The sequence below is a fragment of the Streptococcus sp. SR1 genome (assembly GCF_000526075.1).
Lineage (GTDB): Bacteria > Bacillota > Bacilli > Lactobacillales > Streptococcaceae > Streptococcus > Streptococcus halitosis.
This window is the reverse complement of record NZ_JATR01000019.1, coordinates 1-18,295: the sequence shown is the minus strand read 5'-3', so window position 1 is coordinate 18,295 and position 18,295 is coordinate 1. Positions and strand designations below refer to the sequence as shown.

Here is an 18,295-nt window from a genome sequence, read left to right as displayed (position 1 = left end):
AACTCAGGCCCTTTCTTTTTATGGATGGCTAACAATCAATTCCAAACCTTGCCCTTCCAAGGTCCAAGCTTCAACATCACTTGGTAGGATAAAGTGGCTACCCTTTTGGATTGGATAGTTTTTTCCGTCAACAGTAAGCTGACCTTGACCAGCTAAGACACTAAATAAGCTGTAGTCAGCTGTCTTTTCAAAATCAACTTTGCCAGTGATTTCCCACTTGTAAACTGCGAAGAACTCGCTAGAAACGAGGAGTGTAGAACGCAAATCATCAGCTTTGACAGTTACTGGACGGCTATTAGCAGGCTCACCAATGTTCAAAACATCGATGGATTTTTCAAGGTGAAGTTCACGCAAGTTGCCCTTGTCATCCTTACGGTCAAAGTCATAGACACGGTAGGTGGTATCGCTAGACTGCTGGGTTTCAAGAATCAAGATACCCGCCCCAATAGCGTGCATGGTACCACTTGGTACATAGAAGAAATCTCCAGCTTTAACTGGTACTTTTGTCAGCAAGGCATCCCAGTTCTTGTCCTCAATTTGCTGGCGGAGTTCTTCTTTTGATTTGGCATTGTGACCGTAGATAATCTCTGAACCTTCGTCTGCTGCGATGATGTACCAGCACTCTGTTTTTCCGAGCTCGCCTTCATGTTCTAGTCCATAGGCATCGTCTGGGTGAACTTGGACACTGAGCCAGTCGTTGGCATCCAGAATCTTGGTCAAGAGTGGAAATACAGGTTCTGGACGGTTGCCAAACAATTCACGGTGTTCTGCATACAAAGTAGCTAGGTCTGTTCCCTCGTAGTGCCCATTAGCGACCTTTGAAACTCCATTTGGGTGGGCTGAAATAGCCCAGTATTCTCCGATTTTTTCACTAGGAATGTCGTAACCAAACTCATCACGTAGTTTAGTCCCACCCCAGATTTTTTCTTGCATTACAGAATTTAAAAATAACGGTTCTGACATCTTGATCTCCTGTCTGATTTTTCTCCCCTCATTATAGCAAAAAAAGAGTTCGAATTGAACTCTTTTTACTATCTTATAAAGTAGGGAGAAGATTTTATAAAAATAGTAACGATATGGTTTTCATACTTTTGATAAATCTAAAAGAAGCTATTCTTTCATAAGATTTGGAAGAACGAACATGATGAAAAAAGCTAACATAATCATCACGAAAACAAGCAAGTAGACAAAACACATAGACAGCCATACATAACGATCAGGTTTTAATGGTCTTTCGACGAAAGATTGTTTCGGTTTTTTAGGGTCATATATCAATAGTTTTAAGATATCATTAATCAAAACTCAAACTTTCTTATTTCTATTCTTGAATTACCTTTGGAGAATTTAGATTATCTATTTTAATACCATATTTATCTTCTCGTCTCTTAAATGCTTCAATCCCCCCTTCTAAAATTTCACAAACATGTTCTTTTATACATTTTTTGTTTAAAATAAAATTACTGTCAGGTTCTTTTATCTGATTCTCTAAAGCTCCATTTTTATAAGCAAAAACTTTGTTATGGGGATTAGGATTATTTTCTGAATGTTGATTTGCTACAATAACATTTTCACAATCACCTGATACGACGATATTAGGATTATGTGTGACAATAATAATTTGCCTTTTTAATTTTCTCTGCTTAATATATGCTGTCAACTCATGGTAAATAGCTCTATTATCTAAACTATCCTCTGGCTGGTCAATCAATACAGGAACCCGACTATTAGAAAAATCTAAAATCAGTTTTAATACAACGAAAGCCTTTTTACCTGGTGACATCTGTTCAAACTTATCATTCTGATATTCAATATCAAATTTATAAGAGTAAAAATCAGTAGTGAAAAACTTTTCGATATGGTCTAATGTGGTTTTGTTTCCATTAAATTTTAAAGAATTATCCTCAAATATAGTATCAATCATTGAATCAAACTCAAAATTTAATTTCTCAATAAATTCTGCTTTTGAACGTCCTTGAGCATTAATGTAGTCAAACTCTAGCTCCAAATCCTTGAGGTAAAAATCTACAGTAATTTTTAAATCACTTTCAGATATATCGAACGAAGTAAGTAATTCTTTTCGAATTTTTGAATACTCTCTATACTGATTAATAATATTTTGTTTTAATTGATCGTTTTCAGTTTTAAGGTTGGATATCTCTTGTTCGTAACTTTCAATTTTTTTCAATATGGTAGTTTCTTGCTTTATGTTCTCTTCTATAAATGACAACTCATTATTATCTTGTAAGTAAGATAAAAACTTTTTAAAATCTGGAGTATCTCTAATTAAACCAATTTTATTCTTAGTTTCATAAAGTTGATCATTTAATCTCTGCTTAAGAATATTAATTTTGTCTTCAAATGTTTGTTGTACTTTTTGATTAATATCCTCAACAGCACTATTAATTATATCTCTTATTTCGTCACTATGTTCAAGTGCAGAATTAGATTTGGAATATGCTGCAATATTAGGAATAAATAAATTATCAATAAATACAAAATCTTTTTCAAGCCGATTTATTTCACCTTGTAACTTCTTAATAGTAGAGTTATCTATCTCAAATTTTTTCTTCTCTTCATCATCAATATCTACTGCGGATAACAATTCATCTCGTTTTTTATGAAGTTCAATAATCCTTTTGTTAGTAGCTTTTTTATCAAATTCTGGTTTTACGAGATTTTGTTGACGTTGAAGATTTTCTTTAAATTCATTTAAAAGTCCCTTAATTGCGATATCTATTTTATTATGACTTTGTTGATAACTTTTAATATTTTCATCCAATCCTTTAGATTGAATAATTTCATTAACAAGAAAATTTAACTTTTCAGTATTATTCGCTAGTTGAATCATATGTTCTTGAGGTAGGTATTGTATTTTTCTAGTATCATCCTCTTCCCTATCTTTCCAGAACACATGAAAGTTTTCCATATCTTTATACGTATATTTATTTTTAGATTCACTATCATTAAGTTTATAGGCAATTGAATTTAATAAGGTGGATTTTCCAGTTGATCTACCACCAATAATCGTATTTAAATTATCTGATAAAAGTATGGTATCTCCATCATATTCAATTCTATCAATAATTAGCTCATCATCAGTTCGAACTGGTTTTCCTATTCCTACACATATCCGATGTTCTGGCTCAAAGATTATTTGCTTCAAACCTTCAAAAGTCAAATCTGCTTTAATCCAACTATACTTCGTTCCAATCCCTTCTAAAGAGTGCGAATCAGAAGATTGTAAAAGAGGTCTAACATAATCAGATTTATGCAACCAATATTCTCGGTCAGATATTATATTCATATGTTTGCATTTGGGGTCTTGGCAAGTCGAAGAATCATTACAACTAGAATGAATAATAAAATCTGAATTCACACAAATCTGTTCATAAACAGCCTTATTTTTGGAATCAGAATCACTAGTAGCACTACCATGCCCTCTCGAGAGAAATCCTTTTAAATAGTTTCCATTTAATTCTGTATTCCGTTCTAATATTTGATTTAAACTTTTGAAATCAACATGAGCAGAAGACTCAATCTCTTTATTACTTAATCTATTGAATGCTTTCTCAGTTGCACCAATATTTGCCTTTAATTCCCCTAATAAATTCTTAATAATACCATCATCTAATGTATTATCAAAAATGATGTGATAATCAAATAACTGGTCAGATTTATTTATATTAGATAATCTCACTTCTAAATTAAGAAAAGTTACAATACCGTTCTCTTCAAGTCTTGTTTTTAAATTAAAATCGTCATCGGTAAAATTAAAGTAATTAGTTAAACCAATTGCTGAAATATCCTCATCCTTAATTTTTTGAATAAAACTTTCAATATCTGGACTTCCATCTTCAAATTTACTAAATTGATTATTTAACACTGTATATGGTGAATGTATATGCAAATCCCATTTTCTAAATTCAGAACCTCTATTCATTTAAACTATCCTTTCATATGCTAAAGCTATTGACTGTATTATAAAGTAACTAAGACTGTTTTGAAAAAACATTACCTTTATTATATTATAACATAATAAAAATAAAACTTACTCTTAATTCGTCATAGTTTTTTTGAAATTTTAACAGAATTTTAAACTTTTATGGAATACTTAAATTTAGAACGAAGAATGAAAAATGTTTTACAAAAGTAAAAGAAGCGAAATGGATTTTTTATATCACAATAACCATAATATGCTTCAATGCAAGAGAATGTTGTTATACAAAATACTTAATGCCATTGAAACAAAAGAAATTCTTACTAAGAAATATAATTATATTGTAGAAAAATTTATGACCTAAAATTTTATGTATTTATCTAATCCACTAAAAATTTAAAAAGGATGCAATATGTACTGCCCCCAAAAAGTTGGACAGAAAAAATCTAACTTTTGGGGTGCAGTTCAAACCAGTCTTCTTTTTAAATCAAAGCTGTGATAGCCGTTACCAGACCAAAAATAATACCTGGCGCATTAGCAGCCGCGAGGGGAATATCTCTTTCTTTCTTGAAAAGACCGTAATAAACCCATAGGCTACAGTTGATGGCTGCGACTAAGGGTTGGATGAAGTTTCCTTTTTGACCAGCCAGGTTGTTCATGATTTGTGGGAAGTAAGACACATACATCATAACAGACATGAAGGTCGCTACCCAACCCAAAATTTTCATTTGTTTTTCAGACATTTTCAAAACCTCTTTCATTTTTATGAATCATATTTTATAATCTTTCTTCAAAACAATCAAGACTTTGAAGCTTTTGTTATGAAGATGTAAACTATCACAATCTTGTGATAAAGTCCTCTTCAGATTGAAGAAAAAGTCCATTTTGGACAATTTTCTTCAATCAAAAGAGCAACCTTTTTAATGCTGACAAGGTTGAGCTATGTTCTATTCTTTTCATTTGTATCCCCGAGTTCTACTTTACACTTAGTTAAAGATTGCACTCTCATAATTTATTAGAGTAGACCTATATTTATTTTAATTTCCCAGAAAATTTTACTTCATCAGGTGCCATGATATAACGATTAACAGCAACTTCTTCGCCACTTAAAATATAATAAAATCTTGGGCTATTCACTCCATGAGTTATAGCAATCTTATACAAAGATTTATTTAACGCCCTAATAACCGTTCTAAGTTCTTTTTCTGAATAAGAGTCATTGTTTTCAGTAAGAATAATTCTTATACCCGGAGTTACTGAAGTTTTTTCCATCTCAAGTAAACTATAGCCCGCCTCTGTATTTACAGTTTCAACTGAATCCTTTATAGCATTATAGTATTTTTCTAAGTCTATCTTTTTAGTTACAGATTGCTCAGATTTTGTTGACAAATCAGATGATGATTCTGGTGGAACTGATTGATTTGGGCTTAAAGAATCTTTTTCTTCTAGCTTAGCTTCAAGAGCCATTAAGTATCTCTCGCTATTCTTCTCTACAACCTCAACAACAAATTTAGTTGTTTTTTCCCCCTCAAGTTGATCAGCAAGACTATTTGATACTTGTACTCTTATAAAAGAAAATTCTTTTATTTCAATTTCAGTAAAACCATCAATATACGGAGAAGTTCGCCATTCAGATCTTTTAGGAAGTTTTAAGGAAAAACGGTATTTTTGCCCTATTTTAGTTCTATCTTTAAGAAGATAATAATCCAGATTCTCCAATTCTTTATTTGTAGCATCAATTATGGCGTAATTGCTTGTGGCACTTGATGTAGAACTTTCCACAATAGTATTAGAAGAGACAACATTATCATTTGGTACATGATTATCTTTTATTTTTGATAAAATGATAGCGGTAAGAATAATCATAATCAAAAAAAGGAGGGCTGTAATTATAAACAGTTTCTCTTTAGACACTAAATACTTATTTAACTTTCTATTATTAACAATTTTAGAATGTTCTTCATTGTTGCGGGACATATTCCCAATCTCCTTCAATATTTAGAATAAATTTCATATACATTATATCATATAAATAGTTTAAATTTATAGGGACTTGAAAATATTATTATTAGTTAGATAAAAATAATAATTAAGACTGTTTAAATATCAGTAACACGTAGTTCATTCTTTATAATTGTTATTTTATATCTTTGTTTGGTCATGAAAATTTGTTCTATTCGTTAGAAAATCTTAAAATATAAATAACAACTAAAAAATTTCTTCAATATGAAATTCCTCCATAAAAAGACCGGATTGCTCCGATCTTTCAATAGTTCATATTCTCACATTCTGTTTTAAGAATGATTAAGGTTAGCTTCAAATGATTAAGCGACCTATTTCATACGATAAAAATCAATCACAAGACCAGCAGGGCCTTTAACTAGTAGAGACTCTGTTCCCCAATCAGTTACAGCTGGACCGTGTAAAATCTCGACACCAATTTCTTTCAATCGTTGGTAGTTCTGATTTAGATCCTCAACCTCGATGTGAAGAATGATTCCTGACTGAAAATTGTTCAAAGGAATCAAATGATTTTGGGACAACATGAGACAATGACTGCCAATCGTAAACTGAGCAAAACTGTCATCAACATAATCGGACTTTTTATCCAAAATACGCTCCAAGTCAGCACAGACTTGGGGGACATCTGAAACAATAATATCTAATTGATTTAAATTCATTTACTATCCTCCATAAAAAGACCGGATTACTCCGATCTTTTCAAGTTCTGCTCTAAGAAAATCAAAGAATAAAATCTACAAAGTTTACATTTGATTTTCGACGAGAGGAATTATTTGATTGCGCGTGATTGCAATCCTTCTTCTTCCAAGAAGAGGCGGAATGGTACGAGTTCTTCTGCTTCGTATTTTTCCTTGAAGGCTTTGATTGCTTCTTCTGAGTGTTGTTTTGGATCGAGTTCAAGTACTTCTACTGGAAGTGGACGGTGTTGAGAGATGCGAGCATCGATCACAACAGTTTTACCTTCTTTGTTCAATTTAACAGCTTCTGCAACAACTGCATCGATATCTTCGATACGGTCAACTGTAAATCCTACAGCACCTTGAGCTTCAGCGATTTTCGCGTAGTCCGCGTTAGGGAAGTCACAACCAAACAAGTGTTTGTTTGTGTCTTCGTATTTGTCCTTGATGAAGGCATATTTACCATTTGAGAAGACAACGTTGATAACTGGAAGGTCGTATTGAACGTTTGTGATCACGTCTGGGTAGCACATGTTGAATGCACCGTCACCCATGATGTTCCATACTTGGCGATCTGGATTGTCTTTCTTAGCAGCGATACCACCAGGAAGGGCAATACCCATTGTCGCAAAGAGTGGAGATGTACGCCACATGTTCTTAGGTGTCATGTGAAGGTGACGAGTAGATGTTTGAGTAGTGTCACCTACGTCGATTGAGTAGATAGCGTCTTGATCAGCATGTTTGTTGATTGCATTGTAAACTTGGTACAATTGCAATTCACCCTCGGTTTTACCTTCGAGTTTGTTCATGTAATCACGCCAGTTTTGGTTGTTCTTAACGTTTGCACGCCACCATGGAGTAGATTCTACTGGGTTTACTTTGTCAAGGATTGCTTTCGCTGCTTGACCTGCATCACCAAGGATAGAAGCATCAAGGGCATGACGTTTACCAAGTTTGTAAGGGTCAATATCAACTTGGATGAATTTTTCAGTGTTCTTGAAGGCTTCGTAAACTTCAGCAAATGGGAAGTTTGAACCAAGGAAAAGAACGGTGTCTGCTTCAAAGACCACTTCGTTGGCTGGTTTCCAACCAACACGGTAAGCAGAACCTGTCAAACCTTCGTAGTTCCATTCAAAGGCTTCAAAGTTTTTACCAGTTGTGATGATTGGTGCTTTGATTTTACGTGACAATTCAGTAATCACTTCACCTGCTTTAACACCACCGTAACCAGCATAGATAACTGGACGTTCAGCATTGTTCAAGATTTCAACTGCTTTGTCAATTTCAACTTCGTTCAAAGCAGGAGCGATGAATGAACGTTCGTATGAACCTGAACCGTAGTAAGAGTTTTCGTCGATTTCTTGGAAACCGAAGTTTACTGGGATTTCAACAACAGCTGGACCTTTTTTAGAAACTGCAGCACGGCAAGCTTCGTCGATTACTTTTGGCAATTGCTCAGCGTAAGCGACACGTTTGTTGTAAACAGCGATACCGTTGTACATTGGGTTTTGGTTCAATTCTTGGAAGGCATCCATGTTGAGTTCGTTAACTGGACGTGATCCAAGGATAGCAAGGAATGGAGTGTTATCCATAGCTGCATCGTAAACACCGTTAATCAAGTGAGTCGCACCTGGACCACCTGAACCAACAGCAACCCCGATTGAGCCGCCAAATTTAGCTTGCATGACCGCTGCAAGAGCACCTGTTTCTTCGTGGCGAACTTGCAAGAAACGGATATCTTTGTCTTCAGCCAAAGCGTCCATCAATGAGCTGAGTGTTCCTGATGGGATACCGTAGATTGTGTCTACGCCCCATGTTTTCAATACGTTGAGCATTGCTGCAGATGCAGTAATTTTCCCTTGAGTCATAATGATAACTCTCCTTCAAATATTTTTAAAACTTGATAAATCCGTTTTCATATACTAATTGGAAACGTTTCAGCAAATTTTTACTCTACTACTTTACCACATTTGTTTTGGGTATCCTAAGAATGTGCTCAGAAGTTTTTATTCTCTATTACAGTACAGTTTGAAAACGTTTTTCAGAACTGTTTTATAATAAAAAGCGAGCAAGCTCGCTTTTAGTCTATTTTACTAAAGTTTAGTAAGAGTGAACTAGTCAGAACAGATACAGAACTAAAGGCCATGGCTAGACCAGCCAGTTCTGGATTGAGAACGAGACCAATTCCTGAAAAGACTCCTGCTGCAATCGGAATGCCGGCGACATTGTAGATAAAGGCCCAGAAGAGGTTGAGCAGAATTCGATTAAAGGTTTTCTTACTCATGTCAAAGGCACGAACCACTCCTAGAAGGTTATTAGTTGTCAACACCAAATCTGCCGACTCAATGGCAATATCGGTTCCTGCACCCATGGCAATCCCGACATCCGCCACACTGAGAGCTGGCGCATCATTGATACCATCTCCGATAAAGGCTACTTTACCAGCCTGTTGCAGTTGATGGATTTCATGGGCTTTTTCTTCTGGCAAGACACCAGCAATAACCTCCTCAATGCCGATCTGATCTGCAATAGCACGCGCCACGCCAGCATTATCTCCTGTCAGCATAACTGTTCGGAGACCACGTTTTTTCAGCTGACTGATGGCAAGCTTGGCATTTTCTTTGGGAATATCTTGCAGGGCAAGCAAGCCTTTGATTTCATTGTCAACAGCCAAGTACACAACTGTCTTAGCTTCTTTTTCCAGTTCTTCTAGTTTTTCCTGATAAGCGGTCGAAATATCCATCCCACCTAGCATTTTAGCATTTCCAAGCAAGACTTGTTTCCCATTGATTTGCCCTGAAACACCTTTTCCATGCAAGGCTTGGAAATTTTCTACAGGTTGAAGCTCAAGTCCTGCTTCAGTCACTCGCTTGACAATAGCTTGAGCCAATGGGTGTTGAGAGGCTTCTTCTAAAGAGGCAGCTAAGCCAAGTACTTCTGTCTCGTCGCCAATGACATCAGTGACCACTGGTTTTCCTTCTGTCAAAGTCCCTGTCTTATCAAAGACGAGAGTTTGGACTTTCTGGATTTCCTGTAAGACGGTTCCATTCTTGAGGAGAACTCCCATCTTGGCACTCCGTCCTGTTCCCACCATGAGAGCCGTTGGTGTTGCGAGACCTAGGGCACAAGGGCAGGCGATAATCAAAACTGCCACCCCATAAAGAAGAGAAGACACAAAGCTAGCCCCAAGCAAGACAAACCAAATCCAAAAAGTCAGAATCGCTAAAATGACAACTGCTGGGACAAAAATTCCTGAAATCTTATCCGTCAAATCCTGAATCGGTGCACGGCTCGTTTGAGCTTTCTTCACAAAGTCCACAATCTGAGCCAAGACAGTCTCTGAACCAACTTTTTCTGCTTTAAAAATAAGAGTGCCGCTGTTATTGATGGTGGAGCCAATGACCGTATCTCCAACTGTTTTGTCTACTGGCAGACTCTCACCTGTCACCATGGATTCGTCAATACTGGAGACGCCTTCGACTACAACACCATCCACCGCAATCTTTTCACCGGGACGCACCCGAATCAGGTCTCCTACCTTGACTTGCTCCAAGGGAACTTGAACATAGCTATCCTCACGCAAGACTTCTGCTGTTTTAGCTTGCAAATCAAGTAATTTCTCCACAGCTTGGGAGGTATTTTTTCGCATTTTTTCCTCAAAAACGGCTCCCAAAAGAACGAAGAAGAGGATAAATCCAGCACTTTCAAAATAGACAGGAAGACCAGCAAAGAGGGCAACTAGACTATAGAGATAGGCCACTAGGGTTCCCAGAGCAACCAAGGTATCCATGTTGGCATTGTGCTTTTTAAAGCTGGCCCAAGCGCTCTGAATATAAGGACCGCCTGCCACAAGCATAATAGGCGTTGTAGCTAAAAAGGTACCCCAATGCATGACTGGATGACTGATAGTCCCTGTCAACATCCCAATCATGAGAATAACCAGCGGCACAGTAAAGATACTGGTAATCCAAAAACGTTGCAAAAGTGACAAAGATTTTCGCGTCTTCTCAACTACGGTATAACTCCCCTTTTGCATCTTCATACCACAAGAAAATTCATGTTGACCTAATTCTTGAGGTGTAAAACGAATGACTTTCTCCTCATCTACGCCGATTGGTTCCAAAATGCCTTCTTCTTCAAACAGAATTTCCTTGTAACAGTTTGAAGGAGTTGCTCGATGAAAGGTAATCTCAGCCGGAATCCCTTTTTGAAGCTGGATATGAGCTGGATGATAACCTTTTTCAGCTCGTATACGGATTTTTTGAATGCCATTTTCTAGGCTTGCTTTCACAATTTCAGTCATAATCTCCTCCTACTCTACAATCATCTTGCCGTGCATCATGTTCATACCACATGAAAAGCCAAACTCCCCAGCCTGCTCAGGCGTGATTTCCACTACATACTCCTCCCCCATAGGCAGGTCCGCATGCACACCAAAATCTGGAAAAACAATTTGATCCAGACAGGGTGAAGGGTCCTTGCGGTCAAAGACAATGCGGGCTGGCACTGATTTCTTGAGGATAATCAACTCAGGCGTATAGCCCCCTTTGACTTCCACTCGAATCTCTTGGTAGCCCTTTTTTTGCTGGGCCTTTTGTCCAGACTTTTCAGGCTTTTTGAAAAACCAAAACAAGATAAACGCAATAAGGGCAATACAAATAATGGTTACAATACTATTTAACATGACGTCTCCTTTACATACAATTACATTTTACTTCAGCAACTGCGCTAGTTTTTTTCTCAGAAATCACAGCTTCCAAATCTTCCAAGTCAGCCAAAGTGAAATCACATTCCACAATCAAATCAGCCAACAAGTTCTTAATCCTACGGGAACAAACCTTGTCTTTGATATCTTGGACAAGCAAGTATCGGCTTTGGTCTAGTGTTAAAAGGGCTGAATAAACAAAGGACTTGCCCTCTTTTTTCCTGGTCAGACACTCTTTCTCAACCAGACGAGCCAAAAGGGTCTGAACCGTGGACTTGGACCAGTCAAACCGCTCTGCCAGAACCCTGATCAAATCGCTACTGGTCTGCTCGCCCTGCATCCAGATAATCTTCATGACCTGCCATTCTGCATCTGAAATCTGCATAATCACACCTCCTAAATCTACATTTGTCGATTACAGTTATTAGTATACTTCGAAAATCTACATTTGTCAACTATAATTTTTATTTTTTTTTTGAAAAATAGAATTCTAATCATGTAACGAGAGATTTGCAGTCAAATTTTACTATATAAACTATAAAAATATGCTATACTGAAGAAAAAAGAAAACAACCACTAGGGGTGCGTAAAGCTGAGATTAACGACTGTTAGATCCCTTTGACTCAATCTAGGTAATGCTAGCTGATGGAAGTGGAAATGATAATGAGGACTACTTGTCTTCTATTACTTTCCTCAAACAGACTAGCTTGTTCTTGAGAATACAAACTTCAGTTGGTTGGGAGGTTTTAGATGACTTATTTACCCGTTGCTCTAACCATTGCTGGGACAGACCCTAGTGGCGGTGCTGGTATTATGGCTGATTTGAAGTCATTCCAAGCTAGAGATGTCTATGGAATGGCCGTTGTGACCAGTCTTGTCGCTCAAAATACCAGAGGCGTTCAATTAATCGAGCACGTCTCCAACCAAATGCTGGAAGCTCAATTGGATAGTGTCTTTTCGGATATCAAGCCTCAGGCTGTAAAAACAGGGATGTTGGCAACTACTGAGATCATGGAGATCATCCAACCCTATCTTAAAAAACTGGACTGTCCCTATGTGCTTGACCCTGTTATGGTCGCTACGAGTGGGGACACCCTGATTGATTCTAGTGCCAGAGACTACCTAAAAACAAATCTGCTTCCCCTTGCAACCATTATCACTCCGAATCTTCCTGAAGCAGAAGAGATTGTTGGTTTTTCGATTCATGACCCAGAAGACATGCAGCGTGCTGGTCGCCTGATTATAAAAGAATTTGGTCCTCAGTCTGTTGTTATCAAAGGTGGCCATCTGGAAGGTGGTGCCAAGGATTTCCTCTTTACCAAGGAGGAGCAATTTGTCTGGGAAAGTCCACGAATTCAAACCTGTCACACCCATGGTACCGGATGTACCTTTGCTGCTGTGATTACGGCTGAACTAGCCAAGGGCAGAAGCCTTTACCAGGCAGTCGATAAGGCCAAGGCCTTTATCACGAAAGCCATCCAAGACGCTCCTCAACTCGGACATGGTTCTGGCCCAGTCAACCATACAACTTTTAAAGATTAAGAAAAACTCTCTAGTTCCCAGTTTAAGGGAACTAGAGAGTTTTTGATTAGGAAATCATGTCATCCAGCTTTGTTAAAAAGGCTTGCGTTTTTGCCTCAATATCTTCTGCCTGCATCAAATCACGTACGACTGCTACTCCAGCTATACCCGTGCCGATAAGCTGGTCAATATTCTCTGACGTCAAGCCTCCGATAGCAACTACTGGAATGGCGACCGTTTGGCAAATGGTTTTCAAGGTTGAAATTAGGGTGATGGGTGCATTTTCCTTGGTCGTAGTCGGGAAAATGGCTCCTGTTCCCAAGTAATCCGCACCCGATGTTTCTGCTTCGAGAGCTCTTTTAACTGTTTTAGCAGTGACACCGAGGATTTTTTCCGAACCTAGTACTTTGCGGGCAACCGAAACTGGTAGTTCATCGTCGCCTATATGCAACCCAGCAGCATCGACTGCAAGACAGATATCCAACCGATCATCTATAATCAAGGGTACTTGGTAGGCATCTGTTATTTCCTTGACTTGTTTTGCCAGCTGATAGTATTGATTAGTGGTGAGATTTTTTTCTCGTAGTTGGATTATGGTAACACCTGAACGGCAAGCCGTCTCAACTTTTTCAAGAAAGCTTTCCAAGGAATCTTGGTAGCGATTGGTTACTAGATACAGTCTAAGTGCTTCTCTATTCATAAAAGTCTCCTTTGATGGCTTCTAGCCAGTCTTCGTCTCTTTTTAGGAGAGAGAGTTGATTGAGAACTTGGTAACGAAAATCTTCCAATCCCATTCCTTGAACAACTATTCTCTCAGCAGAGATATTGAAATAAGAAACTGCTAGGCACGAAGCTTCAAAGGCAGTCTTTCCTTGGCTGAGAAAAACGGCTGTCAAGGCTCCAACCAAGTCTCCTGTCCCTGTTATCCAGTCCAATTCTGCACAGCCATTTCCCAATATTGCAACCTGATTCTCCGAAACGATGAGATCCTTGGGTCCAGTGACTAGGAACGACATACCAGGATAAAGTTGACACCAGTCTTTCAAGACTTGAAGCAAATCCTCAGTTTCTTGATCTTTAGCACTAGCATCAACTCCCACTCCGTGGTGCTTTAAACCAACAAGACTTCGGATTTCCGACATATTTCCTTTAAGGACCGTGGGCTTGTATTCTAAAAGCTCTCTGACTAGCCCCTTACGAATGGTAGATGCTGCTAGGCCAACCGCATCTACTACCATTGGTAGAGAAGCTTGATTTGCATAAGAAGCTGCCATACGGATTGCTTTCTCCTTCTCAGCTGACAAATGCCCCAGATTGATAAAGAGAGCTTGGCTTTGTTTGGTAAAATCAAGGACCTCACGAGGGTCATCTGCCATGACAGGTTTAGATCCCAGGGCCAAAATACCATTAGCCAGCATCTCACAAGAAATCTCATTGGTAATACAGTGAATCAAGGAACTGGTTGCCAGAGGGAAAGGATTTGTCAATTTCTGCATCATTCTATCCTTTCTCCAAAGAAATATCCCTGCACTTTTTTAAAGAATTCCTGCTTGATCAAAAATCGAAAGGCAAGAAAAGCTATGGCTGTACCAATCAAGGTCGCTCCGAAAAATCGCGGAGTGTAGATAAACCAGCTGAGCTTAGCAGCCGATCCTGTAAAAAGTACCATAACAGGATAGGAAACAATGGATCCGATAATCCCTGTTCCCAAAATTTCTCCTAGGGCAGAGAAGTAAAATTTTCTACCAAACTTATAAAAGAGACCTGCGAGGAGGGCTCCAAAAGTAGCTCCTGTTAGGGCCAAAGGGGGAATGCCCTGAGTAGACATACGGATAAAGGCTGTGACTGTAGCCATGACCAAGGCATAAACAGGCCCCATCAAGATCCCTGCAAGAATGTTGACTACACTGGACATTGGTGCCATTCCTTCAATTCGAAAAATGGGTGTAAGAACTACGTCAAGGGCAATCATCATGGATAAAATGGTTAATTTGTGAACTTGAAGTTGGTGGTTTCTCATTTTCTATTTCTTCTCTTTTTCTAAGGACTGCAAATCACTCGTCCATGTTTGATGTTGGTAAGCCATCTCCCAAAACTTGGCTTCCATGTGGACACTTCTGTGGAAGGCCTCTAGCATTTTTTGTTTGTCCGTCTCGTCGCTTTCTCGATAGAGTTGATTCACCAGGGCTTCTTCCTCTTTAATCTGCTGTTCTAACTCATCGGTGATATAGGTTTCAATCCACTGTTGATAAAGAGGATTCGGGGATGGTTTGCGATTCAGTGCCTTGCCTAAATCATGGTATAGCCAAGGACATGGGAGCAAACTAGCAAAAGCAATGCCCAAGTTTGGCTCTGCAAACTGTCGATAAATATGAGAAATGTAATGGTAACAGGTTGGAGCGATTGGATGTTGCTCCATTTCCTGGTCGCTGATTCCTAATTCCTTGAAAAATTGTTGACGGATAAATAATTCACCCTCCACTAGACTCTGAGCATTTTGTTTCAAGAGTCTTTTCATCTCCTCGTTTGAAGTCTTATCAGCCAAGAGGTGATAGGCTTCTGAAAAAGACTTCAGATAATAGGCATCCTGAATCAAGTAATAGCGGAAAATAGTAGGTTCTAACGTTCCCTCTTGTAACTGTAAAACAAAGGGATGATGAAAGGAAGCCTGCCAAGCTTCCGTGGATAATTCCATCGCAATATCTGTAAATTCCATAATAACTCCTTTATAGAAATAAACTGGTTTGAAGCAATAAAAAGAAAAGTAGGTAGATCAATTTTGTCCTCTGAGAAATATAAAAAGTCCGATAGCGATTCTCCAACTGTGCATGCTCATCATATCCATGTGCAGACAGAGCTCTCAAGTAGAGATGGCGCCATCTAAAGACCGTCATCAGAACCTTGCTGTAAATCAAGGGCGACCAAACATGCAGTTTTTGGCCACGCAGTAAGCAAGCTTCCTTGAGGGACTTGATTTCCTGCTGAATGAGGGGAAAGGAATTGAATACCACAATCAAGGCATAGGCCCAAGAACGCGATAACCCCTTTTGAGCCAAGTACAAGAGAAGCTCTTTTAGGGAAATACTAGAAACAAAGACAAGACCAATACAAACCGTCACAAAAGCTCTCGTTCCAAGTATCACTGCCTGCGAAGCATCCCCATGTAACTGTACTGCCCAATAGTTAGCGAAGGATGGCAAAATGGCGAGCAGAATCATCCAAGCCAATACTTTAAATCGACGATAATAGAGCATAAAGAGGATGCAAAATGCGACTACTGAAAGATTAAGAGCAATCGAAGGAAGGAAAGATGTTTCCAAGGATAAAATTAGAAAGAAGAGGCTGATAACTGGTGTCTTAGTTGCTACTTTGATCATACTACCTCACCTCCCCTTGAGCATTCCTACTCAGAAAACTGAAAGGTTTGCTGATTATCACGTCTTTAATATGACGGAGCCCCTCACTAGTCATCTCGATCCAATAATCAACAACAGAGATCAAGGGATCTAAACGATGGCTAATGATCAAAAAACTTCTTCCCTGATTTCTATCCTCCACAATCCACTGACAAAAATAATGGCAGGCTCTATCATCCAAACCAGCAAATGGCTCATCTAGCAAGATCACAGAAGCCTTGCTGGTCAAGATGGTCAAAAGCTGAAGAATCTTTTGTTGGCCACCACTTAATTGATAGGGACTCTTATCAAGTGCCTGCTCAAGATCAAAGTATTGTAAAGCTTGGAGAATCCGCTGATTTCTTTCAGAGTCTGGACTATCTAATTGCAGTTCCTCTCTCAGACTGACTCGGATAAATTGCTTCTCAGCTTCCTGAACAACACCCGTCAGGTCACGATACAGGCTCTTTTTCTTTTTCAGGACTTTCCCCTTCCAAGTAATGCGCCCTTTATACTTTTGAAATTGAAGAATGGAGCGAAAGAGGGTTGATTTCCCGACACCATTATCACCCAAGATACAAGAAATTCCTTGGTAGAATGTAAAATCAGAAATGGAAAAGAGGGGGCGATGATCTAGCTCACAAGTCACACGATCCATATGGAATAGTTCTGGACTAGGAGCAACTTCCTTTGAAGCGACCAGTGTCATCTCAGAGGTAGGGATTTTATTTATTTCCCTTAGTTGCCCGTCTCTTAGCTCCACCATATGGTCAATGTAGGCTCCATAGTCCGTTAAATCATGATCGCACAAAATAATTGTCTTCCCATTAGAGGACAACTCTTTTAGAATCTCTAAGATCTCGATTCTGCTCTTGCGGTCAATGGAAGCGAAGGGCTCATCCAAGAGATAGACCCTAGGATTCATGGCAAAGAGAACAGCCAGCGCAGCTTTTTGCTTTTCCCCACCTGATAAGTGATGGATGGGACGGTGCAAGATTGCCTCGCAACGACATTGCCGGACCACCTCAGCTATTTTAGAATCAATTTCTTGAACAGGATGGCCGATATTCTCCAAGGTAAAAATCAGCTCCTCAAACAAATTCTCCATGGTAAATTGATGATTGGGATTTTGAAAGAGAATACCAACCGTCTGAACACGTTCAACGGTAGAAAGCTGACTGACTAGCCTTCCATCTATCAGCACTTGACCACTATAGGGAAGAGAACAGACTTGAGCAATGACTTGAAAGAGACTGGATTTTCCTGAACCACTGCTCCCAACTAACAAGGTAAAAGCTTGTGCATGAAAAGTAAAATCAATCGGCTCCGAAAAGATTGGTGACTGAATCCCCCGTAGTTCTAGCCACATCTACACCTTGCCTCCGGCCGCAAACTGATGGTAGAGTTTGACAATGGCACGAACCAAGATGGTACAGAAGAAAAAGACGGAAATAAAACGAACCACAAGCAAGGAAAGGACAAAAGGAAGGGAGAAGGCGTAGTAACCTAACTTAATGTATTCATAGACAAAGCTAAAAAGTGTAATCCCAATACTATTAGCAGTTAGAGAGAGCCAACTTTCATAGCGATTCTTGGTTACGAGAAAACCAAATTCACTTCCCAAGCCTTGAACCAAGCCAGACAATAGGGCACCTAGGCCGAATTGGCTACCATAAAGAACTTCAGCAAGCGCAGCGAGCACTTCTCCAATCGTCGCACTTCCGACTCTTGGAACAAAGATAGCCGCAATGGGCGCAGCCATACACCAGAGACCAAAGAGGATTTCATTGGCAAAGGCCTGTAAACCAAGAGGGGCTAAAATCAGAGTGAGGATATCAAACAGATAGCCTGAACCCACAAAAACGCCACCAAAAAAGATAGACAAGAAAGCAAGCAAGATAACATCTTTTAACTGCCATTTTTTCAACATAAAAAACTCCTTTTTTTAAAGAAAAGTGGGGCATTCAAGGAGAGCTACCAAAAAGCTTGCAGTCAAGCTTATCCTCTTTTGATAAACAAAAAAACTCCAATTACAAAC

General features: G+C 38.8%; 17 protein-coding genes and 1 riboswitch. Of the genes, 1 reads left to right on the top strand and 16 read right to left on the bottom strand.

Features of this window, described 5'->3' with window-relative positions; genetic code table 11:
* Positions 1-18 precede the first annotated feature (18 nt).
* From manA to HMPREF1518_RS06215, 9 genes are all read right to left on the bottom strand, one after another.
* Positions 19-963, bottom strand: a complete 945-nt coding sequence (gene manA / locus HMPREF1518_RS06255; protein WP_033584940.1) for a mannose-6-phosphate isomerase, class I — start codon at positions 961-963, stop codon at positions 19-21.
* A 355-nt stretch (positions 964-1,318) separates the two neighbouring features.
* Complete coding sequence (locus HMPREF1518_RS06250; RefSeq protein WP_033584938.1) at positions 1,319-3,940, bottom strand: TrlF family AAA-like ATPase; 2,622 nt, start codon at positions 3,938-3,940, stop codon at positions 1,319-1,321.
* Positions 3,941-4,419: 479 nt separating this feature from the next.
* Entirely contained in the window at positions 4,420-4,680 is a 261-nt protein-coding gene (locus tag HMPREF1518_RS06245; protein ID WP_001291471.1) for a SemiSWEET family transporter, read from the bottom strand.
* 289 nt (positions 4,681-4,969) lie between these two features.
* Complete coding sequence (locus tag HMPREF1518_RS10995; protein ID WP_231458941.1) at positions 4,970-5,914, bottom strand: hypothetical protein; 945 nt, start codon at positions 5,912-5,914, stop codon at positions 4,970-4,972.
* Positions 5,915-6,270: 356 nt separating this feature from the next.
* Complete coding sequence (locus HMPREF1518_RS06235) at positions 6,271-6,618, bottom strand: VOC family protein (protein ID WP_033584936.1); 348 nt, start codon at positions 6,616-6,618, stop codon at positions 6,271-6,273.
* A gap of 110 nt (positions 6,619-6,728) precedes the next feature.
* Positions 6,729-8,504, bottom strand: coding sequence for a pyruvate oxidase (gene spxB / locus HMPREF1518_RS06230; RefSeq protein ID WP_007520383.1), 1,776 nt, complete (start codon positions 8,502-8,504; stop codon positions 6,729-6,731).
* A gap of 212 nt (positions 8,505-8,716) precedes the next feature.
* A complete protein-coding gene (locus HMPREF1518_RS06225; RefSeq protein WP_033584935.1) occupies positions 8,717-10,939 on the bottom strand; it encodes a heavy metal translocating P-type ATPase in 2,223 nt (740 codons plus the stop codon).
* 9 nt (positions 10,940-10,948) lie between these two features.
* Positions 10,949-11,320 (bottom strand): cupredoxin domain-containing protein, encoded by a 372-nt coding sequence (locus tag HMPREF1518_RS06220; protein WP_033584934.1) that lies wholly within the window; start codon positions 11,318-11,320, stop codon positions 10,949-10,951.
* 10 nt (positions 11,321-11,330) lie between these two features.
* Positions 11,331-11,726 (bottom strand): CopY/TcrY family copper transport repressor, encoded by a 396-nt coding sequence (locus HMPREF1518_RS06215; RefSeq protein ID WP_033584933.1) that lies wholly within the window; start codon positions 11,724-11,726, stop codon positions 11,331-11,333.
* A 183-nt stretch (positions 11,727-11,909) separates the two neighbouring features.
* Positions 11,910-12,008, top strand: a riboswitch (TPP riboswitch).
* Positions 12,009-12,091: 83 nt separating this feature from the next.
* Between HMPREF1518_RS06215 and thiD the strand changes: the two genes are divergently transcribed.
* On the top strand, positions 12,092-12,883 hold the full coding sequence (thiD, locus tag HMPREF1518_RS06210; RefSeq protein WP_033584931.1) for a bifunctional hydroxymethylpyrimidine kinase/phosphomethylpyrimidine kinase: 792 nt from the start codon (positions 12,092-12,094) through the stop codon (positions 12,881-12,883).
* Positions 12,884-12,929: 46 nt separating this feature from the next.
* Here the strand turns inward: thiD and thiE are convergent, their stop codons facing one another.
* The 7 genes from thiE to HMPREF1518_RS06175 are packed head-to-tail and all read right to left on the bottom strand — an operon-like array spanning position 12,930 to position 18,187.
* Positions 12,930-13,562, bottom strand: coding sequence for a thiamine phosphate synthase (thiE, locus tag HMPREF1518_RS06205; RefSeq protein ID WP_033584926.1), 633 nt, complete (start codon positions 13,560-13,562; stop codon positions 12,930-12,932).
* Complete coding sequence (locus HMPREF1518_RS06200) at positions 13,555-14,358, bottom strand: hydroxyethylthiazole kinase (RefSeq protein WP_033585036.1); 804 nt, start codon at positions 14,356-14,358, stop codon at positions 13,555-13,557. The genes thiE and HMPREF1518_RS06200 overlap by 8 nt, the downstream gene beginning before the upstream one ends.
* Positions 14,358-14,882, bottom strand: a complete 525-nt coding sequence (thiW, locus tag HMPREF1518_RS06195; protein ID WP_033584924.1) for an energy coupling factor transporter S component ThiW — start codon at positions 14,880-14,882, stop codon at positions 14,358-14,360. The genes HMPREF1518_RS06200 and thiW overlap by 1 nt, the downstream gene beginning before the upstream one ends.
* A 3-nt stretch (positions 14,883-14,885) precedes the next feature.
* On the bottom strand, positions 14,886-15,578 hold the full coding sequence (tenA, locus tag HMPREF1518_RS06190) for a thiaminase II (RefSeq protein WP_033584922.1): 693 nt from the start codon (positions 15,576-15,578) through the stop codon (positions 14,886-14,888).
* Positions 15,579-15,588: 10 nt separating this feature from the next.
* Positions 15,589-16,239 carry an energy-coupling factor transporter transmembrane component T gene (locus HMPREF1518_RS06185; RefSeq protein ID WP_033584920.1) on the bottom strand — a complete coding sequence of 217 codons (651 nt, stop codon included), beginning with the start codon at positions 16,237-16,239 and terminating at the stop codon, positions 15,589-15,591.
* A 1-nt stretch (position 16,240) separates the two neighbouring features.
* Entirely contained in the window at positions 16,241-17,626 is a 1,386-nt protein-coding gene (locus HMPREF1518_RS06180; RefSeq protein WP_033584918.1) for an ATP-binding cassette domain-containing protein, read from the bottom strand.
* Complete coding sequence (locus tag HMPREF1518_RS06175; protein WP_033584916.1) at positions 17,627-18,187, bottom strand: ECF transporter S component; 561 nt, start codon at positions 18,185-18,187, stop codon at positions 17,627-17,629.
* Positions 18,188-18,295: the final 108 nt, after the last annotated feature.